Annotated in this window: 20 protein-coding genes, 1 tRNA gene and 1 pseudogene; 19 read left to right on the top strand and 3 right to left on the bottom strand. The window is 36.1% G+C overall.

Annotated features, from left to right (window positions below):
• Window positions 1-71: 71 nt before the first annotated feature.
• The 5 genes from FKR84_RS00375 to FKR84_RS00355 all read left to right on the top strand — a co-directional run bounded on the left by FKR84_RS00375 (window position 72) and on the right by FKR84_RS00355 (window position 5,214).
• Window positions 72-145, top strand: a tRNA-Asp gene (locus tag FKR84_RS00375).
• Between the two features lie 149 nt (window positions 146-294).
• Window positions 295-528 (top strand): GIY-YIG nuclease family protein, encoded by a 234-nt coding sequence (locus tag FKR84_RS00370; protein ID WP_141420197.1) that lies wholly within the window; start codon window positions 295-297, stop codon window positions 526-528.
• Between the two features lie 964 nt (window positions 529-1,492).
• Window positions 1,493-2,548: a Fe(3+) ABC transporter substrate-binding protein gene (locus FKR84_RS00365; protein WP_141420196.1), complete on the top strand. Its 1,056-nt coding sequence runs from the start codon at window positions 1,493-1,495 to the stop codon at window positions 2,546-2,548.
• Window positions 2,529-4,190 carry an ABC transporter permease gene (locus tag FKR84_RS00360; RefSeq protein ID WP_141420195.1) on the top strand — a complete coding sequence of 554 codons (1,662 nt, stop codon included), beginning with the start codon at window positions 2,529-2,531 and terminating at the stop codon, window positions 4,188-4,190. Before FKR84_RS00365 ends, FKR84_RS00360 begins: the two co-directional genes overlap by 20 nt.
• A 1-nt stretch (window position 4,191) precedes the next feature.
• Window positions 4,192-5,214, top strand: a complete 1,023-nt coding sequence (locus FKR84_RS00355; RefSeq protein ID WP_233357612.1) for an ABC transporter ATP-binding protein — start codon at window positions 4,192-4,194, stop codon at window positions 5,212-5,214.
• Between the two features lie 10 nt (window positions 5,215-5,224).
• Here FKR84_RS00355 and thiL read toward each other — a convergent pair whose 3' ends face one another.
• The gene (gene thiL, locus FKR84_RS00350; protein ID WP_141420193.1) at window positions 5,225-6,277 is read right to left on the bottom strand and encodes a thiamine-phosphate kinase; all 1,053 of its coding nucleotides are present in this window, start codon (window positions 6,275-6,277) and stop codon (window positions 5,225-5,227) included.
• Between the two features lie 370 nt (window positions 6,278-6,647).
• Between thiL and FKR84_RS00345 the strand changes: the two genes are divergently transcribed.
• The 14 genes and pseudogenes from FKR84_RS00345 (at window position 6,648) to FKR84_RS00280 (ending at window position 16,551) form a co-directional block, all read left to right on the top strand.
• Window positions 6,648-6,977, top strand: a complete 330-nt coding sequence (locus FKR84_RS00345) for a HesB/IscA family protein (protein WP_141420192.1) — start codon at window positions 6,648-6,650, stop codon at window positions 6,975-6,977.
• 58 nt (window positions 6,978-7,035) lie between these two features.
• Window positions 7,036-7,419: pseudogene (locus FKR84_RS00340) on the top strand (four helix bundle protein).
• 33 nt (window positions 7,420-7,452) lie between these two features.
• Window positions 7,453-8,898, top strand: coding sequence for a Fe-S cluster assembly protein SufB (gene sufB / locus FKR84_RS00335; RefSeq protein WP_141420191.1), 1,446 nt, complete (start codon window positions 7,453-7,455; stop codon window positions 8,896-8,898).
• Window positions 8,899-8,911: 13 nt separating this feature from the next.
• Window positions 8,912-9,319: a hypothetical protein gene (locus tag FKR84_RS00330; protein ID WP_141420190.1), complete on the top strand. Its 408-nt coding sequence runs from the start codon at window positions 8,912-8,914 to the stop codon at window positions 9,317-9,319.
• Window positions 9,320-9,326: 7 nt separating this feature from the next.
• Window positions 9,327-10,082: a Fe-S cluster assembly ATPase SufC gene (gene sufC / locus FKR84_RS00325; RefSeq protein ID WP_141420189.1), complete on the top strand. Its 756-nt coding sequence runs from the start codon at window positions 9,327-9,329 to the stop codon at window positions 10,080-10,082.
• A 34-nt stretch (window positions 10,083-10,116) separates the two neighbouring features.
• Complete coding sequence (gene sufD / locus FKR84_RS00320) at window positions 10,117-11,430, top strand: Fe-S cluster assembly protein SufD (RefSeq protein WP_141420188.1); 1,314 nt, start codon at window positions 10,117-10,119, stop codon at window positions 11,428-11,430.
• Window positions 11,431-11,461: 31 nt separating this feature from the next.
• On the top strand, window positions 11,462-12,676 hold the full coding sequence (locus FKR84_RS00315; protein ID WP_141420187.1) for an aminotransferase class V-fold PLP-dependent enzyme: 1,215 nt from the start codon (window positions 11,462-11,464) through the stop codon (window positions 12,674-12,676).
• Window positions 12,673-13,074, top strand: coding sequence for an META domain-containing protein (locus FKR84_RS00310; protein ID WP_141420186.1), 402 nt, complete (start codon window positions 12,673-12,675; stop codon window positions 13,072-13,074). Before FKR84_RS00315 ends, FKR84_RS00310 begins: the two co-directional genes overlap by 4 nt.
• A 55-nt stretch (window positions 13,075-13,129) precedes the next feature.
• Window positions 13,130-13,507, top strand: coding sequence for a SufE family protein (locus tag FKR84_RS00305; protein ID WP_141420536.1), 378 nt, complete (start codon window positions 13,130-13,132; stop codon window positions 13,505-13,507).
• A gap of 12 nt (window positions 13,508-13,519) precedes the next feature.
• Window positions 13,520-13,843 (top strand): SUF system Fe-S cluster assembly protein, encoded by a 324-nt coding sequence (locus tag FKR84_RS00300; RefSeq protein WP_141420185.1) that lies wholly within the window; start codon window positions 13,520-13,522, stop codon window positions 13,841-13,843.
• A 10-nt stretch (window positions 13,844-13,853) separates the two neighbouring features.
• Entirely contained in the window at window positions 13,854-14,360 is a 507-nt protein-coding gene (locus FKR84_RS00295) for a DUF2480 family protein (protein ID WP_141420184.1), read from the top strand.
• Between the two features lie 478 nt (window positions 14,361-14,838).
• Window positions 14,839-15,078 carry a ribbon-helix-helix domain-containing protein gene (locus tag FKR84_RS00290; protein WP_141420183.1) on the top strand — a complete coding sequence of 80 codons (240 nt, stop codon included), beginning with the start codon at window positions 14,839-14,841 and terminating at the stop codon, window positions 15,076-15,078.
• Window positions 15,071-15,358, top strand: coding sequence for a type II toxin-antitoxin system RelE/ParE family toxin (locus tag FKR84_RS00285; RefSeq protein WP_141420182.1), 288 nt, complete (start codon window positions 15,071-15,073; stop codon window positions 15,356-15,358). Before FKR84_RS00290 ends, FKR84_RS00285 begins: the two co-directional genes overlap by 8 nt.
• 266 nt (window positions 15,359-15,624) lie before the next feature.
• Window positions 15,625-16,551: a DUF3078 domain-containing protein gene (locus FKR84_RS00280; RefSeq protein WP_141420181.1), complete on the top strand. Its 927-nt coding sequence runs from the start codon at window positions 15,625-15,627 to the stop codon at window positions 16,549-16,551.
• Between the two features lie 519 nt (window positions 16,552-17,070).
• Here the strand turns inward: FKR84_RS00280 and FKR84_RS00275 are convergent.
• Complete coding sequence (locus tag FKR84_RS00275; protein ID WP_141420180.1) at window positions 17,071-20,544, bottom strand: efflux RND transporter permease subunit; 3,474 nt, start codon at window positions 20,542-20,544, stop codon at window positions 17,071-17,073.
• Window positions 20,537-21,706, bottom strand: coding sequence for an efflux RND transporter periplasmic adaptor subunit (locus FKR84_RS00270; RefSeq protein ID WP_141420179.1), 1,170 nt, complete (start codon window positions 21,704-21,706; stop codon window positions 20,537-20,539). The genes FKR84_RS00275 and FKR84_RS00270 overlap by 8 nt, the downstream gene beginning before the upstream one ends.
• Window positions 21,707-21,708: the final 2 nt, after the last annotated feature.

The raw sequence follows: 21,708 nt of genomic DNA, 5'->3' as shown, positions 1-21,708 counted from the left end.
TATTTGCCCTCGCAATTACGCAACGCGTTGGTTGTAAATAGACAAGCTTTAAGTCTTTAAAATACAGCAACGGTCTGGTAGTTCAGTTGGTTAGAATACCTGCCTGTCACGCAGGGGGTCGCGAGTTCGAGTCTCGTCCAGACCGCAAAATAAAAAGCTTCAATTTCTATTGAGGCTTTTTTTGACGAAGTTGTGTTGTGAATATCGAGCTTAAAGCTTTGATATTTAAGGTTTAAGTAGTTAAACCAATGAAGAGCTTTTCCTGTAAGAAGGAGAGGCTTTTTTTGTTTTTTTATGGAGAAGTATTTTGTTTATATAATTTATTCTAGTTCCTGCGATAGTTATTATCGAGGTTATTCTACACAACCTGAAAAACGTTTAAAACAACATAACGAGGGAGAAAGTCGCTATACTAAAAATAAAAGGCCTTGGGTGTTAGTTTTTGTACAATCTTATGTAACTAAACGAGAAGCTTTGATTCGGGAAAAAAGATTAAAAAATACAGTAAATCTCAAATTATTCAATTGATAGAGTCTCCAAAAAACGAATTAAAATAGAATATCTGCCTGTCATCCCCAAGTGCACTTGGGGACGAGTTCGAGTCTTCCCCAGTAGACTTGGGGACAAAATAAAAAGCTTCAATTTTTAATTGAGGCTTTTTTTGACGAAGTTGTGTTGTGAATATCAAGCGTAAAGCTTTGATATTTAAGGTTTAAGTAGTATGCCAATTTAATTTTATAATGTTATACAGAAAACGTAGTTGCTTTTTTGTTCTATGACGCTATGAATGATTTGCATAGCCTTAGCTATGGAAATTAAGAATAAGGAAATAGAACGGAAAATGAACAAGTTTGAAGATGACATTATATTGTTAAATTGGTATGTAACCAATGAAGAGCTTTTCCCGTAAGAAGGAGAGGCTTTTTTTGTTAATCATAAGCAATATGCTGTAAGCTTTATGCGGTAAGCGGGGATCAAGAGCCATTGTTGTGTTTAAACAAAATGGGTTTAATCTGTATCAAAAGCTTATGCAAAGCTTATGCAAAGGTTATGTAAAGGTTATAGTAGTGCTATAACGACAGATGCAGAAAATATTGAGATTATAGCCATAGTTAGCGTTTGTTTTTATAAAAAACAGATATTACAATTTTATATAGCGAATAGGTCTTGCATCTTTAACCGGACAATAGTGTTTAACAATATCAAATTCAAATTATAAAATAACGCCAAAAGTTCTTTTTAGTTTTTATGAGGGTTTAATGAACTATCTATGGCTTATCTATGGGGTAACTATGGAGTATCCTTTAATCATAGAATTGAAAAAGTATCGCCAAAAGTATTTCGATGGTGTGAAGCGATCTTTTTATATCCTTCTTTTTCAATTAATTTCCGTAAAGCTATTTCTTAATAAATGTTAAAATTAGCTTACAAATAGCTTATTTTTATTTAAATCGATTCTAAATTAATACATTTGCTGTTCTAAAAAATCACCATGAAAAAAGTATTTTTAATTGTAGTTGCTTTTGCACTCTTTACTGCTTGTAAAAACGATGAGAAAAACAAAGAAACTTCTACGGAAGATAAAGCACAGAAAGAACAGGTTGTTAACCTTTACACGCACCGTCATTACAAACCCGATCAAAACATTATAGAGATGTTTGAAAAGGAAACCGGTATAAAGGTAAAGGTGACCAACGCGAGTGCAGATGAGTTAATCCAGAAAATGAAAATGGAAGGAAAGCAATCTCCTGCAGATGTTCTTATCACAGTAGATGCCGGCCGTTTACACCGTGCAAAAGAGCAAGGTTTATTGCAAAGTATTGAATCTGATAAGCTTGAAAGCAGAATTCCTTCTCATTTACAGGATACCGATAACCAATGGTTTGGCATCACTAAAAGAGCAAGAATTATCGCTTATGCCAAAGACAGGGTTTCTCCAGAAGATTTATCTACTTACGAAGATTTGACTTCCGAAAAGTGGAACAATAAGATTTTAGTACGATCTTCTTCCAATATTTACAACCAATCGCTTATGGCTTCCATAATTGCCAATAACGGTGAAGAAGAAGCAAAAGAATGGGTAAAAGGTATTGTAAACAATATGGCAAGAGCGCCAAAAGGCTCCGATAGAGATCAGGTGAAAGCCGTTGTTGCCGGCGAAGGCGATTTGGCGATTGTAAATTCTTATTATATCGGTAAAATGCTAAACTCTCCCGACAGCGAAGAAGTAGAAACCGCAAAAAAAATCGATTTGTTTTTTCCTAATCAAGATGGAAGGGGAACGCACGTTAATGTAAGCGGTGCCGGAGTTACTAAATATGCGCCAAACAAAGAAAACGCAATTCGGTTTATTGAGTTTTTAGTGAGTGATGAAGCGCAAAAAGAATTTACAAATGCTAATTATGAATATCCGGTTGTAGAAACAGTTGAACCTGTTCAAGACATCAAGGCTTGGGGAGATTTTAAAGAAGATACGTTAGCCTTGACAAAACTGGGAGAAAACAATAAAAAAGCCGTTTTACTTTTTGATGAAGCAGGCTGGAAATAAAAAAAAGTTCTCCTTATCTACAAGGCTGAATAGGTTTATAAGAGATACAAACAAATGGTCGGTCTTTACACTGGCCATTGTTCTTTTCTTAGCATTGCCTATTTTCTTTATTGGCGTGGAGCTATTTGCAGGTCCCGGCGAATCTTGGGATCATATTCTTACATATTTACTTCCAGAATATATCGCAAATTCCCTCTACCTTATTCTCTTTTGTAGCATACTTGTTTTAATTTTTGGAGTTTCAACCGCTTGGTTTGTTTCAAGGTTTAATTTTCCTTTACGGAAACAAATGGAGTGGCTTCTCATCTTACCATTAGCAATACCATCTTATATTGTGGGCTATGCTTATGCCGGCATTTTTGACTATGGCGGCAGTTTAGCTTTACTATTAAGAGAATTAAACCTTGATTTTATCCGTATTGATGTGATGAACAAAGCCGGACTTGCTTTTGTGTTAAGCATATCCTTATTTCCTTACGTTTATGTAAGTGCAAGGGCTTTTTTCCTTAATCAAGCCAATAACCTTTTGGAAGCTTCTAAAATGCTTGGCGTTGGCGAAACCAAAAGCTTTTTTAAACTCATGCTTCCGTTGTCAAGACCTGCCATTGTTGCCGGTTTGGTTTTGGTGTTGATGGAAGTTCTTAACGATTATGGCGCTGCCAAATATTATGGTGTAAATACGTTTACAACCGGTATTTTCAGGTCGTGGTTTTCATTAGAAGAACCGCAAACGGCAGTTTACCTATCTGCAATATTGGTTGTCCTAATTTTCGCTTTAATTTTATTTGAAAAATGGCAAGTCCGTAAAATGAAGTTTAATTCGGCAAAAACAAACAACACGCAATTAGAGCGCAGGCAAACTTTCGGCGGTAAGAAATGGCTTATATTTTTGTTGGTTTTGCTACCTGTTTTTCTCGGATTTGTTTTACCTGTTGCGCAACTTTTATACTGGGCAACACTTACAGCCTCAACGGTTTTTGACCTCGATTTTATCTTGTTATCCCTTCAAAGTTTTGGTATTGCAATTTCGGCGGCAGTAATTACCGTTTTATTTGCCCTTTTACTGATTTATTTTTCCAAATGGAGTGCTCTGCATTTTATTAAAAATACCGCCAGGGTTGGCGTTTTGGGTTACGCAATTCCCGGCGCTGTTATTGCCATTGGTATTATGTTGCCAACCCTTGCATTTGATAAATGGCTCATCAAAACGCTTGCCGAATTTGGCATAGATTCCGGCTTACTAATCAACGGAACTTTAATCGCACTTTTTTATGCGTATGCTGTACGATTTTTGGCTGTAGCTTACAATCCTATAGATTCAACTGCTTTAAAAGTGAGCGAAACCATTCCGGATTCTTCAAAGGTTTTAGGCGTTGGCCATCTCAAAACATTTAGAAAAATTGAATTTCCGTTAATTAAGACCGGCGTATTTAGTGCTGTGATTTTGGTTTTTATAGATGTTTTAAAAGAATTACCGCTTACCTTAATTCTCAAACCTTATCACGTAGACACTTTGGCGGTTAAAGCTTTTGAGTACGCAAGTGATGAAATGGTAATGGAGGCTTCAATACCATCACTTTTCATTATATTTACGGCAATGATTCCGGTCATTTTTCTTAACAAATTACTGATTAATAAATAGAATGCTAACAATAGAGGCACTTTCAAAGAGTTACGACAAAGGCAAAAATAATGCTTTAGACAATGTTACAATCCATCTAAAAGCAGGCGACGTTTGTGCTATTGTTGGCGAAAGCGGTAGTGGAAAAACAACTTTGGTGCGTTTAATTGCCGGTTTAGAAAGACCGGATGAAGGTAGTATTAGCCTTAACGGAAAAGTAATTGCTTCGGTTAAAAAATTTGTGCAACCGGAGAAAAGAAAAATCGGATTGGTGTTTCAAGAATACGCTCTTTTTCCGCATCTTACTATTTCAGAAAATATTCTTTACGGAATTTCAAAGCTGAAAAACAAGAAAAAAAGAGCGCAAGAAATGCTCGATTTGGTTGGTTTAAGCGATTTAGGTAAACGCTATCCGCATCAACTTTCTGGCGGGCAACAACAACGCGTTGCCTTGGCGAGAGCTTTAGCGCCCAAACCTTCGTTGTTAATTCTTGATGAACCTTTCAGTAACCTTGACGCTATGTTACGTATGCAATTGCGAAATGAGGTTTTTGACATAATCAAAAAAACCGGCGTTACCGTTTTATTTGTCACGCATGATACGCAAGATGCACTTTCGGTTGCAGATGAAATTATGATTCTTCAAAACGGAAAAGTCATCCAAAAAGATGCGGCAGCAAATTTGTATGTTAAACCCAACACTTTATACGTGGCTTCCTTATTTGGAAATACCGTACAAATCAATAAAAATCTACAATCGGCTTTTAAATGTCCGTTAAACGAAAATTGTTGTCACGCCATTCGCAACGAAAAATTTAAAGTTTTTCCAACCCAAGAAGGCGCAGACCCTAAAAGTATTGATGAATGCGACTATATTACCAAAGCAGAAGTGATTAAAAAAGTGGTGCTTGGAGACTCGATTCAGCTTTTGTTAAAATTAGAATCGGGCGAGCAACTTAGCGTGATAACGCAAGATTCTAATATTGCCGATTTTATTTATATAGGCTTTAACTCTAAAGATATTTTAGAGTTTAATGAGGAATAGTTTCTAAAACCTACTCCGCTTCATCTTCAAAGCTATTCCAACCTCTTGCTTTAATTGGTATTTTTTGATTGGCGCGGGTAATAAGATGCATACCTTCGTTTTCTTCGGTCATATGGCCAATTACCGTTAGGTTAGGATTACCTTTTATTTTATCGAAGTCTTTTTGGTCTAGGGTAAACAAAAGTTCATAATCTTCGCCGCCACTTAAGGCAACCATTGTGCTGTCTATATTAAACTCTTCACATACCGAAATAACTGCCGGGTCTAAAGGTATTTTCTCTTCAAACAAATTGGCGCCGGTTTTAGAGCTTTTGCACAGATGAATAATTTCCGACGAAAGTCCGTCGCTTATATCTATCATACTGGTTGGTTGCACTTCCAAGGCTTTTAACAAATCCGGAATGTCTTTTCTTGCTTCGGGTTTTAGTTGGCGTTCTACAATATACGAGTAAGGTTCTAAATCTGGTTGCGCATTTGGGTTTACTTTAAAAACCTGCTTTTCGCGTTCTAAAACCTGCAAGCCCATATAAGCTGCGCCCACATCGCCGGTTACAACCAGTAAATCGTTTGCTTTTGCGCCGCTACGTTTTACAATAGTTTCTTTTTTGGCTTTCCCAACCGCGCTTATGCTAATAATTAGACCGGCGGTAGAAGAAGTGGTGTCGCCTCCAACCAAATCTACTTTATAATTTTTTGCAGCCAGTAAAATTCCGCTATACAATTCTTCCAAAGCTTCTACCGGAAAACGGTTAGAAGCCGCAATAGATACCGTAATTTGCGTGGCTTCGGCATTCATAGCATACACATCAGAAAGGTTTACCATTACCGCTTTATAGCCTAAATGTTTTAGCGGCATATACGCCAAGTCAAAATGCACGCCTTCTACCAACATATCTGTAGTAAGCACTACTTCTTCATCTTCAAAATGTAAGACGGCGGCATCGTCTCCAATCCCGGTTTTGGTGCTGGGTTGGTTTATTTCTACAAAACGGGTAAGATGGTCTATCAGGCCAAATTCGCCTAATTCTGATAAGTTGGTTTTACTGTCTTTATTGTCAAACATAGCCTAGGTTTAAGCTGCAAAATTACGGTTTTCTAAAGACTTAACTATAAGAAGCTAAATTATTTTGTTTCCGTTTCGTTATGGATGATTATGATTATTATTTAGTGACTTTGTATTAATTTATAGTATGTTTTATAAGAATGGTTTTTTCCTAACTCCCCATATTTCCCCTGCAAAGGAAAATTAAAAATTACTGCCAAAATAAGGATTTTAAAAAGCTTTTTCGGACTTTTAAAACAAGCATTTCTCCCTGTTGCGCGTCCATAACAAAAACTTATTAAATTATAGCGTAGATATATGTTTACAAATATGGTTTTCAGTTGGCTAAATTGTATATTTGTACTTAATTTAGAATTAATATAAACAATGTATGATAAAAGTTAGCGAGCAAGCAAAACAAAAGTTAGCCAGCTTGATGGCAGATGATGGCTTTAGTGCCCAGGAAGATTTTGTTCGTGTTGGCGTAAAAAGCGGCGGGTGTTCCGGCCTTTCTTACGATTTAAGGTTTGATAAAGAAAAAATAGACGAGGATAAAGTTTTTGAAGATAATGGCATAAAGCTAATTGTAGACAAAAAAAGCTTTTTATACCTTATTGGTACTACCTTAGAATTTTCGGGAGGTTTAAACGGCAAAGGTTTTGTTTTTAACAATCCTAACGCGCAGCGAACTTGCGGTTGTGGAGAAAGTTTTTCTTTATAGTGTTTTAAGTCAAAGAGTCAAAAAGATAAAAATTAAAGAGGTTAATACCTAGTAGAAAATGGCAAAAGCAACGCAGTTTGAAGATTTGAAAGTGTATCAAGATGCTGTTGATTTTACTGTTGCTATGTATAAATTATTGGATAAAAACCAATTCAAGTATGAGTTTGGAATTGCAGATCAATTAAAAAGAGCAAGTTTGTCAATTTCCAATAACATAGCAGAAGGCTTTGAACGCCAAACCGATAAATAATATATTCGGTTTTTATATTATTCTAAAGGTTCTGCCGGAAAGGTTAGGAATTTATTATTCATTTTGAAAAGATTAAAATTAATTGATGAATTAGAGTTTGAACAAAGGAGAGATAGTGTTGTAGGAATATCGAAGCAGCTTTCCAATTACATCAAATTCATTAAAAAGAGAAGCGGAAATGCTAGAGTTTAACTCTTTAGCTTTTTCCCTTAATAATTTAAAATTATGGCATATACAGAAGATGATTTAAAAAAAGAATTGGAAACCCAAGAATATGAATACGGGTTTTATACCGATATCGAATCGGATACGTTTCCGGTTGGGTTAAATGAAGATGTGGTTCGGGCAATTTCTAAAAAGAAAAACGAACCGGAATGGATGACCGAATGGCGTTTGGAAGCTTATAGGATTTGGGAAGAAATGGAAGAACCCAATTGGGCTAACGTGCATTACGAAAAGCCAAACTTCCAGAATATTTCTTACTACTCGGCTCCCAACAAAAAACCTAAATACGAAAGTTTAGATGAGGTAGACCCCGAGTTGTTAGAAACTTTCGAAAAACTGGGAATTTCTATAGACGAACAAAAAAAGTTGGCCGGAGTAGCCGTAGATGTGGTGATGGACTCTGTATCGGTAACCACTACTTTTAAAAAGACCTTGGCAGAAAAAGGAATTATTTTTTGCTCTATGTCCGAGGCAATTCAGGAACACCCGGAATTGGTTAAAAAATATTTAGGAACCGTAGTGCCTAAAAAAGACAACTTTTATGCGGCCTTAAATTCGGCTGTGTTTAGCGATGGTTCGTTTTGTTATATTCCAAAAGGCGTGCGATGCCCGATGGAGCTTTCTACTTATTTTAGAATTAACCAAGCAGGAACCGGGCAGTTTGAACGTACATTGGTAGTAGCAGATAAAGAAAGCTATGTAAGTTATTTAGAAGGTTGTACTGCGCCGTCACGAGACGAAAATCAGTTGCACGCAGCCGTGGTAGAGCTTATTGCTTTAGATGATGCGGAAATTAAATACAGTACCGTACAAAATTGGTATCCCGGTAATGCCGAAGGAAAAGGTGGTGTATTTAACTTTGTGACCAAACGAGGTTTATGCGAAAAAAACGCCAAGATAAGCTGGACGCAAGTAGAAACCGGTAGTGCGGTAACCTGGAAATATCCAAGCTGTATTTTAAAAGGAGATAACTCTGTGGGAGAATTTTATTCGGTTGCAGTAACCAATAATTACCAGCAAGCAGATACAGGTACAAAAATGATTCACTTGGGTAAAAACACCAAGAGTACCATTATTTCCAAAGGTATTTCTGCGGGACATTCGCAAAACTCGTATAGAGGTTTGGTGCAGATAAGCAAACGTGCCAAAAACGCCCGTAATTTCTCTGAATGTGATTCGTTATTAATGGGTAACAATTGCGGCGCGCATACTTTTCCGTATATAGAAACCAAAAACAAAAGTGCGCAAGTAGAGCACGAGGCAACCACCAGTAAAATTGGCGAAGACCAAATATTTTATTGTAACCAAAGAGGTATAGATACAGAAAAAGCCATTGCGTTAATTGTAAATGGTTTTAGCAAAGAAGTGCTTAACAAGCTGCCAATGGAGTTTGCAGTAGAAGCACAAAAACTCTTAGAAATTTCTTTGGAAGGCTCTGTAGGATAATAAACCACATCAAATGAGAAAAAACATTTTAATTATTGCTGCTTTTGCTTTGTTGCTAAGCTGTGGTAAAAACAAGCAAGCAGAAAGCGCTAAAGAAGAAGCACCAAAAGAAGAAACCCAATCTCCCAAAGACGATTTGGTTAGCCTTAGCGGCGAATTTCTTTATCTGGCAGATGCGGCAGTTTTAAAACAAGAGAACCAAATTTACGGAGTTGTGCTGGACTCTATGACCATGCAATTGTCTAAAAAAGTAGATGCTTTAAAAAGAGACGATTTTGATATGGTGCCGGTTACCGTAAAAGCAAAAATAAAACCCAACCCAATGAAAGAAGGCTGGGACGAGGTAATAGAAATAAAAGAAATAATAAAGGTTTCCAAACCCACCGGGGAATCAAGTATTAAAATTAAAGGGGATAAATAAATAGACTATGTTAAAAATAAAAAACCTGCACGCAAGTGTAGAAGGAACAGAGATATTAAAAGGAATAGATTTAGAAATTAAAAGTGGCGAAGTACACGCTATAATGGGACCAAACGGTTCAGGAAAAAGTACGTTGGCTTCTGTAATTGCCGGAAAAGAGGAGTTTGAAGTTACCGAAGGCGAAATCTTTATGGATAACGAAGAAATATCTGACTTAGAAGTAGACGAGCGCGCACACAAAGGTATTTTCTTATCTATGCAATATCCGGTAGAAATTCCGGGAGTATCGGTAACCAACTTTGTAAAAACGGCCATTAACGAAACCCGTAAAGCACAAGGTTTAGAAGATATGCCAGCAAAAGATATGCTAAAAAAGATTAGAGAAAAATCTGAAATGCTGGCAATGGACCGTGGTTTCTTATCACGCTCGTTAAACGAAGGTTTTTCTGGCGGGGAGAAAAAACGAAATGAGATCTTTCAATTAGCTATGATGGACCCAAAATTGGCCATCTTAGATGAAACCGACTCCGGTTTAGATATTGACGCTTTACGGATTGTGTCTGACGGGGTAAATAAATTACGCACCAAAGACAACGCCGTTATGGTAATTACCCACTACCAGCGTTTGTTAAACTATATCGTACCAGATTATGTACACGTGTTGCTAGACGGTAAGATTGTAAAATCCGGGGGAAAAGAATTAGCACATAAATTGGAAGAACACGGGTACGACTGGCTAAAAGCCGAAACCAAACCGGTTTAAAGCTGGGTATTATTCATTTTTAAAAGATAATTCTATGAGTTTAAAAGATAAATTGGTTTCTTCTTTTTTCGCTTTTGAAGAAAGTGTAGATGTAAATGCAGATGTACATAAAGTACGAAACCAAGCTATTAAGAATTTTGAAGAAAAAGGTTTTCCTTCCAAAAAAGAGGAAGCCTGGAAATATACTTCGCTCAAGTCTTTACTGAAAAAAGATTACAGTCTTTTTCCTAAAAAAGAAAGCGATATAGATTACAATTCCGTAAAGAAATATTTTATTCACGATATAGATACCTATACTATTGTTTTTATAGACGGTATTTATTCGTCCCATTTATCAGAAACTACACACGATAAAGTAGATGCTTGTTTGATGTCTGCCGCTTTAAGCCGACCAAAATTCAAGCCTATTATAGATGCTTATTTTGATAAAGTTGCACCAAAAGACGGATTGAATTCTTTAAACACCGCTTTTTCTAAAGAAGGTGCTTTTATAAATATTCCGGATAACACGGTTTCAGATAAACCTATACAAATCATCAATTTTTCTACCGGTAACGAAGCAAACTTGATGTTGCAGCCCAGAAATTTGGTAGTGGTAGGAGAAAACGCCCAAGTGCAAATAATTGAGCGTCACCAAAGTTTAACAGATAACGAGGTGTTAACCAATTCTGTTACAGAGGTATTTGCCAATAAAAATGCTATTGTAGATTATTATAAAATACAAAACGATACGGCTTCTGCCTCGTTGATAGACAATACGTTTTTTGAGCAAAAAGAGCAAAGCGTATGTTCTGTACATACTTTTTCTTTTGGCGGCAAATTAACGCGTAACAATTTAAGTTTTTTCCAAAAAGCAGAACGCATCAATTCTATTCTAAAAGGCGTAACCATAATAGAAGACAAACAGCACGTAGACCATAATACGATGGTGCACCACACGCAACCAAATTGTGAAAGTCATCAAGACTACAAAGGTATTTACGACGACAAATCGGTTGGCGTTTTTAACGGAAAAGTGTACGTAGATAAAATTGCACAAAAGATAAATGCGTTTCAGAGTAACAACAATATTTTGGTGAGCGATAACGCTACCATAAACTCTAAACCGCAATTAGAAATTTTTGCAGACGATGTGGTTTGTTCTCACGGTTGCACAATTGGACAGCTAGATGAAGAAGCGATGTTTTATTTAAAATCACGTGGTATACCACAAAAAGAAGCGCAAGCTTTGTTAATGTACGCCTTTGCCAATAACGTGCTTTCCAGCGTTAAGATTCCGGAAGTACAAAAGCGCATTAACAAATTGATTGCCAATAAATTAAATGTAAAATTGGGTTTTGACTTATAAGTCAAAATTCAAGTTTTTCTAAACAGATTACATGTTGGATATAGAAAGAATAAGAGCAGATTTTCCAATACTTTCACGTAAGGTAAACGGTCATCCGTTAGTATATTTTGATAATGCGGCAACCTCGCAAACGCCAAAACAAGTAATAGATTGCATTGTAGATTATTACCAAAACTACAATGCAAACATTCATCGTGGCGTACACAGTTTATCGCAAGAAGCTACAGAGGCTTATGAAGATGCGCGCATTGCTTTGCAAAAATTCTTTAATGCCGGCAAAAAAGAAGAAATCATATTTACCGCCGGCACCACGCACGGCATAAATCTGGTGGCCAGTGGTTTTGCTTCGCATATAAATGAAGGAGACGAGATTATGGTCTCTGCTTTAGAGCATCATTCTAATATTGTGCCTTGGCAAATGCTTTGCGAAAAAACCGGTGCTAAGTTGCGGGTAATTCCTATGACTGAAGAGGGGGAGTTAGATATGAATGGCTTTCATACCTTATTATCTAACAAAACCAAACTGGTTTTTGTAAACCATGTTTCTAACGCTTTGGGAACTATAAATCCAATAAAAGAAATAATAGAACAAGCCCATAAAGTAGGCGCTGCTGTTTTGGTAGATGGTGCACAAGCTGCACCGCATATTCAGGCAGATGTGCAAGCTTTAGATGTAGATTTTTATGTAGTTTCTGCTCATAAAATGTATGGACCTACAGGAGTAGGTATGCTTTACGGAAAAGAAAAATGGTTAAATAAATTGCCACCTTACCAAGGCGGCGGCGAAATGATAGAAGAGGTAACCTTTGAAAAAACAAGCTATGCCGGACTTCCCCATAAATTTGAAGCCGGCACACCAAATATTTGCGGGGGGATTGCATTTGGATGTGCAATTAATTATCTTTTGGACCTTGGTATGGATAAAATTGCAGAATACGAAGACAAATTATTGCAGTATGCAACTAAAGAGTTGTTGGAAATAGATGGTCTTAAAATCTATGGAACTTCCAAAAAGAAAACTGCCGTTATTTCCTTCAATATAGAAGATTTGCATCCGTACGATATTGGTACTATTGTAGATAAATTGGGCATTGCCGTTAGAACCGGACATCATTGTGCACAGCCTATAATGGACTTCTACAAAATTCCGGGTACCATCAGGGCTTCGTTTTCCTTTTATAATACTAAGAAAGAAATAGATACTTTTTTAAATGCGGTAAAACGCGCTAAAATTATGTTATCATGAAAAAATTACTTTACTTATTATTTGTAAGCACTTTAGTTTGGTCTTGTAAAACTGCAGAACACCAACCCATTTCAGATACGATGAATATGGAGGTAATAAGCATTAACAACGAGTATGTTGGAGACTACCAAATCTCTATGAAACTCGATACAGACGAGAATAAAATAACAGGAAAATCTACCTGCAATACTTATGGCGCAAACTTTGATGCTAAGAAGAGAAAAATGGAAATAGAAGCTATTTACAGTACAAAAAAGATGTGTGGAGAGGAAGAGATGAAAATAGAAAAAGACCTCTTAACCAATCTCGAAAAAATAAAACGCTATAAGTTTGACGGCGAAACTTTAAAACTTAACACTAATCGCAGTACGACTGTAATTACCGCTATTTTAAAATAAATAAATTTTGAGTAACATAAAACAAATACAAGAGGAAATAGTAGACGAGTTTTCTATGTTTGACGATTGGATGCAACGTTATGAATATATGATAGAACTGGGAAAATCGTTACCTCTTATAGAAGATCAATACAAAACAGAAGATAAACTTATAAAAGGTTGCCAAAGCAAAGTTTGGGTAAACGCAGAGATGCAAGACGACAAAGTAGTCTTTACCGCAGATAGCGATGCAATTATTACCAAAGGTATAATAGCCATTTTAATTCGCGTTTTTTCTAACCAGCCGCCGCAAGCAATTTTAGATGCAGATACAGAGTTTATAGATGAGATTGGTCTTAAAGAACACTTGTCACCAACTAGGGCCAATGGTTTGGTAAGTATGATAAAACAATTAAAAATGTATGCCCTAGCATACGAAACCAAAGCAAATTAAACAACAGAAGTCATGGCAGAAACTATAGATACAAACCAACTGGGAGAAAAAATTGTACGGGTTTTAAAAACTATTTATGACCCCGAAATTCCGGTAGATATTTACGAATTAGGATTAATTTACGATGTATTTGTAAACGAAGACAGAGAAGTGAAAATTTTAATGACCTTAACTACGCCAAACTGTCCGGTGGCAGAAAGCATGCCGCAAGAAGTAGAAGAGCGCGTAAAATCTATAGATGAGGTAAAAGATTGCGAATTAGAATTAACCTTTGACCCGCCTTGGTCGCAAGAGTTGATGAGCGAAGAAGCCCGATTTGAATTGGGAATGCTGTAAAAATAACTTTATGGAAGAAATTGTAAATAGAGTGGCCAAAAGTAAATTGGTCACTTTTAATTTAGAAGAATATTACCCAGCAGAGAAAAGACTTTTGTTTGATGTAAAAGATTGGCTTTACGAAGGTTTTGTTTTGCGCGAAAAAGAATTCCGTAAAGCAGTAAAAGAGCACGATTGGGCACAATATAAAAACCAGTTTGTAGCCTTAACTTGTAGCTCAGATGCTATTGTTCCCGCATGGGCATATATGCTTATTAGCGTGAATTTACAACCATACGCCAAAAAAATTGTTCTTGGTAATCTAGAAGATTTAGAAAAAAGCATTTATCAAAATGTGCTGGAAAACCTAGATGTAGAAGCTTACAAAAATTTGCCGGTGATTATAAAAGGTTGCGCCAATAAACCAATTCCGGAAGATGCTTATGTTCAAGCGGTGCAAAAATTACAACCGGTGGTAAAAAGCTTGATGTTTGGCGAGGCTTGCTCTTCTGTACCGCTTTACAAAAAGAAAAAATAGAATTTAGAGAAGTTTACGGAAGTATTTTTCTATAAAGCATTTAAAATGTATAGAGGTTAGTAGTTGCTTAACTTTAAGTGAATATTTGTTCCGTATGTCAGATTGAGACCCCGTACAAAAAATTTAAACTTGTGCCCTGAGATGTCAAATGGTCGTATTGACATATAAAGTGTTTTAAAGTCTTTCCTTCGGAGAATTTCCAAAGAATCGGGATAGGATGAGAGAAGCAATCTTAGCCTTCATCCCATCCCCAACCCTTCCCAGAAGGAAGGGAGTGAATTTTTTAAAAGTCTGAAAAAGCAATTATTTGATTACGTCAATGATAGCGCAGCCGAAGTCCGTTTGCTAATGGTAAAGAGTTTTCGATTGCGCTCAAACTGACATTTTTAGTATATTTAAAATACTTATTACCAGGTAGTTGTCAACAATTTGAAAATGATTCATTTTTGGTGTAAATTTACATCAAATAAATAAAATTATGCCTAGACAAAGTATATCCTTTACAAAACCGAATGACGAGTGGCTAAAAGCTCAAGTGGACAATAAAGAATATTCAAGCAAGAGTGAATTAGTTAACGACCTGATTAGACAAGCTCGAAAACAACAAGTGCAAATTGACTGGATTAGAGCAAAACTTGAAAAAGCTGAAAATAGCGGATTTACGGACGACAGTAAAGAGAGTATTTTAGCCCAATCAAAGTCGTTGCTTAATGGCTAAATATAAATTAAGTAACGAAGCAAAAAATGACTTGATTCGGGTTCACCACTACGGAATTAAAAAATTAGGAAAGACTCAAGCCGATAAATATTTCGAATCTTTTTTTGAATATTTTGATATTATTACACAACGTCCTTTTTCATTCGAATCAGTTGATTATATTAAAAAAGGATATAGACCTTGTGTATGCGGAGTTGATAGCATTTACTATAAAATAAATGAAAATATTGTTGAAATAATGGCAATTGTCGGTAGACAAGATTTGAATGAAAAACTATAACAGAATTAAAAAACTGTTGTGCTATAAATGTATTTGGGCAAGCTGTATGGTTTGCTCTTTTTTTATTTAAATTTTGTACGAAGAATTTCTAATTTGGTTCAAAAACCTATTCTCGATACCATCCCGATGAAAAATCAGTTTTTCTGTAAAAATTAAATCTTTACGGAAGTAGAGATCTGTCTTAAAACTTCCGTAAAGTTATAAGTCGAAATATTGCAATTGCGAGAATATTATATCTTTGCATCCTAAAATTAAAAAATCTGTTTATGAAGAAGTTTTTACTATGCGGTTTGCTATTGTTTAGTGTTTCTGTATTTGCACAAGAAACCACCGAAGAAGAAGAACCAAAAAACGGTTGGTCCAATTCCGGTGCAATTTCTTTACTTTTTAACCAAGCTGCTTTTAACGCAGAATGGCAAGGCGGCGGAACTTCTAATTATGCTGGAAATCTAAGCCTGAATTATAATATTAATTATAGAAAAGACAAGTTTACTTGGGACAATAAAATCTTAGCAGATTATGGTCTTACCAAAACCAAAGACGACAGATTTACCAGAAAAACCAACGACAGATTAGAGTTAAACTCGGTTGGTGGGTACCAAATAGATGATTCTAATTGGTTTTATTCGTTTTTTGTAAATTTTAAATCGCAATTTTCTAAAGGTTATGAATACAGCGAGCAAGATGTGTTAAATGATAATGGCGATGTGGTTGGCACCGAAAACATAAGGACAGAAACCACGCATTTTATGTCTCCCGGATATTTGCAATTTGGCCCCGGAATGCTTTGGAAGAAGAACGATAATTTTACGGTTAATATTGCTCCGGCAACTGCGCGACTAATATTTGTAGACGACAAATTTACCAGTATGCCCGGCTACGAAGATGGCGATTATTACGGCGTAGATAAAGGCGAAAGTAGCAGATTTGAGTTTGGTGCTTCTGTAAACGTTTTTGCAAAATATACTTTGGTAGAAAATGTAACGATGGAAAATATGCTGAGCTTGTATTCCAATTACTTGGAAGATCCTCAGAATGTAGATTTAGATTATACGTTGAACATCAATATGAAAGTAAACGATTATATTTCTGCCAATTTTGTGTTCCAAGCTATTTATGACGATAATGCAGTGCAAGCCGTTCAAGTAAGAGAAGTCTTGGGGGTTGGTTTTACGTACGATATTAATAAATAGTCAAAAATAGTTGATGAGTTGATTGGTTGATGAGTTGATGAGTTGATGGGTTGATGAGTCAAGGAGTAAAGAAGTAAAAGAGTCAAGTGAAAAAGTTAAAAAGAGAAAGAGTAAAAAAGAAGACAAAAAAAATTGGAAAATCTGCCTACTCACGACTAAAGACTATCGACCAATTAATCATTTGCTTGCTTTTGATTGTGTCTAGGCTTGACGTGATATGTAAAACTAAAAAAGGTCTAAAATCTCCGCTAGCGCTCGACTGTTTTGAGTGCCGGCAAAGAAGAGAAATAGTTGATGAGTTGATGAGTTAATGAGTTAATGAGTAAAAAAGTCAATGAGTGAAAAAGTTAAAAAGAGAAAGAGTTAAAAAGAAGACAAAAAATTAGAAAATCTACCTACTCACGACTAAAGACTATCGTCTAATAAATCATTTGCTTGCTTTCGACTGTGCTGAGTTTTTGACGTATAATGAAAAATTAAAAAAGGTCTAAAATCATCTGACTTTAGACCTTTTTTAGTTTATGCTTGGGAGCTTTGCAGTGGTTTTCCGCGTTTTTTTCTTACTCTTATTTTGGCGCGATTGGTTATATAAAACATTACCGGCACCACAATTAACGTTAAGAAAGTGGCAAAGGTAAGTCCAAAAATAACCGTCCAGGCCAAAGGTCCCCAGAATTTTACGTTATCACCACCAATATAAATCTGCGGATCGTAATCTGTAAACAATGTAAAGAAATCTATATTTAATCCTACCGCAAGTGGTATTAAACCTAACACAGTAGTAATTGCCGTTAACAATACCGGGCGCAGCCTAGATTTTCCTCCTGCAACAATTACTTCATAATATTGTTTTTTGGTAAGATAATCTTCAGGTTCTAGGTCTAATTCTTGCTTTTTACGGTCTATTAAAATTTGTGTATAATCTATTAATACAATGGCATTGTTTACCACAATTCCTGCTAAGGAAATTATACCCATCATGGTCATTATAATCACAAAATCCATTTGAAAAATTATCAAGCCCAAGAACACGCCTACCAAGCTCAGAATAATTGCCATTAAAATAATTACCGGTTTAGAAAGACTATTAAATTGTGCTACTAAAATGAGCAAAATTCCGCCCATCGCAATTAACAAGGCTTTTACCAAAAAGCTCATGTTTTTTTCCTGCTCTTCCTGCTCTCCGGTAAACTCCATCGTGATGTTTTTAGGAAGCTTATAATTTTCTAACTCTCTACGCAATTGGTTTACAATCTCGTTGGCATTATAATCTTCTAGCACGTTAGAATATAGGGTTATTACCCTTTTAAGGTCTTTTCTTTTTATAGAACTAAAACTTGCCGTAGGTTTTTTATCTACAACCGCAGAAATAGGCACTTGAATTAAAGCGCCGGTATTTTGGTTTTTAAACGTAATAGGCTGGTTAAAAATCGCGTTTTCGTCGTAGCGGAATTCTTCCTGAAAACGCACATTTATCTCATAATCATCATCATCTTTTTTATAGGTAGAGACCTCCTCGCCGTAAATAGCGCGGCGCAAAGTTTGTCCAACAGTAGCCGTAGAAACACCTAATTTTCCTGCTTTTTGTCTGTTTACACGTACGTCTAATTCTGGTTTAGATTTATTTACATCTAGTTTTAACTCCTCAATTCCGTCTATATGCAAATCTTTAATATACGAACGGACTTCTTCGGCTTCAGCCAACATTTTTTCGTAATCTTCGCCTTTAATTTCTAGATTTATAGGATAACCTGAAGGTGGGCCAACATTGTCTTTTTCTACAATTACAGAAACGCCGGGAAAACCTTTTACCGCGTTACGAACTTGCGATAAAACATCGCTACTTTCTACGCCGCGTCTTTTATGAAACTCCCGCATAGATAACGTAACTTTTCCTTTATGGGGCATTTCGTTTTGTTGGCCACCATCTGTTTGCGGATTGCCGGCACCTTCTCCCACTTGCGATATCATAGACTCTACCATAAAATTATAGCCGTCTTCGTCTTCGTATTGCGCGATAACATCTTGAATGCGGTCTTCTATTTTTTTGGTAAGCGCATTGGTTTTCTCTATTGCGGTAGCTTCGGGATATTCTATATAGGTGATAATTTGATTAGGTTCGTTTTCCGGAAAGAATAATACTTTGGGTTGCGCCAAAGCAATTAAAACAAAGCTTAAGAAAAGTAAAGCTACGGTACTAAAGAAAAACAAATAGGCCATTCTACCTTTTAAAGCAAATCGCAACGAATTTTCATACCAACTTTCTAATCGTTTTAAGGCCCTAAATTGAAAGAAAGCTACTGCTTTAGCCAGAACCCAGCGGTAAAGCCATAATAGCAATAAGGCAGCGAGCATTAAGTTTCCAATTCCGCGTAAAGCGCCAGAAGGAATAATAAAGCCAAGTGCCAAAAACAAAGCGCCGCCAATTAATAATATTAAACTTACAAACAGCGCTCGTTTTTTTCGCATTTCTTTTTCTTCTGTTTGCATAAATTGCGAAGTAAGCATAGCGTTTATAATTAAGGCCACAAATAAGGAAGAACCCAAAACTACCGATAAAGTAATTGGAAAGACAACCATAAATTTACCAATGGTTCCCGGCCACAGCCCAAGCGGAAAAAAGGCCGCCAAAGTAGTTGCGGTAGATGCAATTATGGGCCAAGCAATTTCGCCTAAACCTTGCTTTGCTGCCGCAATACGCGATTTGCCTTCGCTCATTAAAGTGTAAACATTTTCTACTACTACAATACCATTATCTACCAACATACCTAAGCCCATTACCAAAGCAAATAAAACCATGGTGTTAAGTGTGTATCCCATAGAAGATAAAATAATGTATGAAATAAGCATAGATAATGGAATGGCAATTCCTACAAAAAGCGCATTTCTAAATCCTAAAAAGAACATTAGAACGCCAACTACCAAAATTACCCCAAAAATAATGTTGTTAACCAAGTCGTTTACTTGGTTTTCTGTTTTGATAGATTGATCGTTCGTAAGCGAGATATGTAGATCTGTAGGATAATAAGCTTCTTTTTCTTCTTCTACTATTTGTTTTATTTCTTCTACGGCTTCAATCATATTTTTACCGGCACGTTTTTTAATGTCTAACATTACTACCGGTTGACCATATTCTCGAGCAAAAGTGGTGGCATCTTTTTCCTGAAAATTAATCTGGGCAATATCTTTTAGGTAAACAATGCCGTCTTCGCGTTTTACAACCACGTTTTCTAATTCTTTTGGGTCGTCTATTTCACCAATTACACGAATGTTTTTTTCTATACCGTTTTTGGTAATATTACCGCCAGAGATGGTTTTGTTTTCATACTTTACCGCATTTATAATATCGTCAAAACTTACTTTAGAAGCCGTCATTTTAAAGACATTTACGGCTATCTCTACTTCTTTTTCTTCGGCACCGCGTATGGTAGCCTCTTTTATTTGCGGTAAAAGTTCTATTTTTTCTTGCAAGTATTCTGCATAATCTTTTAGTTGCTGTACGGTATAATCTCCGGTAAAGTTGATGTTGAGAATGGGCATTTCTTCCGAAATATTCAAATCGAATACATTGGGTTCTACTTTTGCGCCATTATCTAAAGTTGGCCAGGTGGTTTCTGCCTTGACCATATCTACTTTATCTTTTACTTGCTGTTTGGCTGCCGGGATAGCAATATCTTCTTCAAACTCTACAATTACAATGCTGTAATCTTGCAAAGTGGTAGAAGTTATCTCTTTTACCCCGCCAATATTATTAAACTCTTCTTCTAAAGGTTCTGTAATAAATTTTTCTACATCTTCTGCAGAGTTTCCGGGGTTAACAGAGCTTACATAAATTTTGGTTTCTACAACTTCCGGGAAAGCTTCTCTTGGCATACTGTAATAAGACATAAATCCGCCAATTACTGCAATGGCAATAATTACATAAACCGTCATCTTATTGTCTATTGCCCAAGACGAAAGCCCAAAGCCTTTGTAGGTATCTTTTTTACTCATCTTCTTGTGCTATTTTAACTTCCTGGCCTTCTCGTATTGTTCTGGCTCCCTCTAAAATAATTATTTGTCCTTGATTAAGACCTTCGGTTATTTCTATTTTGTCTTTATAGCTTTTGCCGGTAGTTACGATTGCTCTTTTTGCAACTCCAACGCTATCGTTTTTTTTCTTTATATAATAGGCAATGCTTTCTCCTTTGGCATTTTCTTGTAAAATGCTTTGCGGAATAACCAAAGCGTTTTGTGCAGAATAATCGTTTAATTTTACTGTAGCTATCAAGTTTGGCTTTATAGCTTCGTCTGCGTTGGGAATAGCTATTTTAACCTCAAAACTACGATTGTTGGGATTTATAAAACTGGTTACTTGTAATACTTCTCCTTTATACTCTCTTCCTATAGACTTTAAGGAAATAATTACCTCTGTACCTTTATTAATTTTGCCCAAATAGGTTTCTGGTACATCTGCGCTAACATACATATCGCGCAAGTTTATTAATCTAAAAAGTTGGTTTTGTCCTTGCGAAACCAATTGCCCCTGATCTGCAATTACATTATCTATCGTGCCTTTAAATGGTGCTTTTACAACAGTTTTTGCCAATTGCGCTTGTAATTGATTTACAGAACTTTGCATGGCTTCGTATTTGGTCTTTGCTTCTAAATACTGAATTTCAGAACCTATTTGTTGGTTCCAGAGTCTTTCTTGCCTTTCGTAAGTAGTTTTAGCTAAAGCCAACTGGGTTTGAGCTTCTGCTAACTGACTTGATAAACCGCCATCGTCAATTTTTGCTAAAGTTTGTCCTGCGTTTACTTGCTGGCCTTCCTCTACATAAATTTTGGTTAACACTCCCGAGTATTCGGGGTAGATAACAATGTTTTCATCGGTTTTTACATCTCCTTGTACTTCTACATAATGCTTAAATACCGTGTCAGATAATTTTTCTACCGTTACTAGAGGTCTTGATTCTGCCGTATCTAGTTTTTCTATTTTTTCGTTAAGCAAAGCAATTTTATCGCTAATTTCTTTTTGCTTACTGTTCAATTCAGATTTTTTAGCTCTTATTTCGGGCAGGCTTCCTTCTTCAATAATTTGATCTACAGTTTTTTCAGATTTTCCACAAGCCCATAAAAGGCTTATTGTTACTAATAATAGGATACTTTTTTTCATGT

The sequence above is a fragment of the Haloflavibacter putidus genome (assembly GCF_006546625.1).
GTDB classification, from domain to species: domain Bacteria; phylum Bacteroidota; class Bacteroidia; order Flavobacteriales; family Flavobacteriaceae; genus Mesonia; species Mesonia putida.
This window is presented reverse-complemented; position numbering and strand designations above follow the sequence as displayed.

Coding starts and splice junctions, on each gene's coding strand:
- FKR84_RS00370 (WP_141420197.1), top strand. CDS start 295: ATGGAGAAGTATTTTGTTTATATAATTTATTCTAGTTCCTGCGATAGT.
- FKR84_RS00365 (WP_141420196.1), top strand. CDS start 1,493: ATGAAAAAAGTATTTTTAATTGTAGTTGCTTTTGCACTCTTTACTGCT.
- FKR84_RS00360 (WP_141420195.1), top strand. CDS start 2,529: ATGAAGCAGGCTGGAAATAAAAAAAAGTTCTCCTTATCTACAAGGCTG.
- FKR84_RS00355 (WP_233357612.1), top strand. CDS start 4,192: ATGCTAACAATAGAGGCACTTTCAAAGAGTTACGACAAAGGCAAAAAT.
- thiL (WP_141420193.1), bottom strand. CDS start 6,277: ATGTTTGACAATAAAGACAGTAAAACCAACTTATCAGAATTAGGCGAA.
- FKR84_RS00345 (WP_141420192.1), top strand. CDS start 6,648: ATGATAAAAGTTAGCGAGCAAGCAAAACAAAAGTTAGCCAGCTTGATG.
- sufB (WP_141420191.1), top strand. CDS start 7,453: ATGGCATATACAGAAGATGATTTAAAAAAAGAATTGGAAACCCAAGAA.
- FKR84_RS00330 (WP_141420190.1), top strand. CDS start 8,912: ATGAGAAAAAACATTTTAATTATTGCTGCTTTTGCTTTGTTGCTAAGC.
- sufC (WP_141420189.1), top strand. CDS start 9,327: ATGTTAAAAATAAAAAACCTGCACGCAAGTGTAGAAGGAACAGAGATA.
- sufD (WP_141420188.1), top strand. CDS start 10,117: ATGAGTTTAAAAGATAAATTGGTTTCTTCTTTTTTCGCTTTTGAAGAA.
- FKR84_RS00315 (WP_141420187.1), top strand. CDS start 11,462: ATGTTGGATATAGAAAGAATAAGAGCAGATTTTCCAATACTTTCACGT.
- FKR84_RS00310 (WP_141420186.1), top strand. CDS start 12,673: ATGAAAAAATTACTTTACTTATTATTTGTAAGCACTTTAGTTTGGTCT.
- FKR84_RS00305 (WP_141420536.1), top strand. CDS start 13,130: ATGTTTGACGATTGGATGCAACGTTATGAATATATGATAGAACTGGGA.
- FKR84_RS00300 (WP_141420185.1), top strand. CDS start 13,520: ATGGCAGAAACTATAGATACAAACCAACTGGGAGAAAAAATTGTACGG.
- FKR84_RS00295 (WP_141420184.1), top strand. CDS start 13,854: ATGGAAGAAATTGTAAATAGAGTGGCCAAAAGTAAATTGGTCACTTTT.
- FKR84_RS00290 (WP_141420183.1), top strand. CDS start 14,839: ATGCCTAGACAAAGTATATCCTTTACAAAACCGAATGACGAGTGGCTA.
- FKR84_RS00285 (WP_141420182.1), top strand. CDS start 15,071: ATGGCTAAATATAAATTAAGTAACGAAGCAAAAAATGACTTGATTCGG.
- FKR84_RS00280 (WP_141420181.1), top strand. CDS start 15,625: ATGAAGAAGTTTTTACTATGCGGTTTGCTATTGTTTAGTGTTTCTGTA.
- FKR84_RS00275 (WP_141420180.1), bottom strand. CDS start 20,544: ATGAGTAAAAAAGATACCTACAAAGGCTTTGGGCTTTCGTCTTGGGCA.
- FKR84_RS00270 (WP_141420179.1), bottom strand. CDS start 21,706: ATGAAAAAAAGTATCCTATTATTAGTAACAATAAGCCTTTTATGGGCT.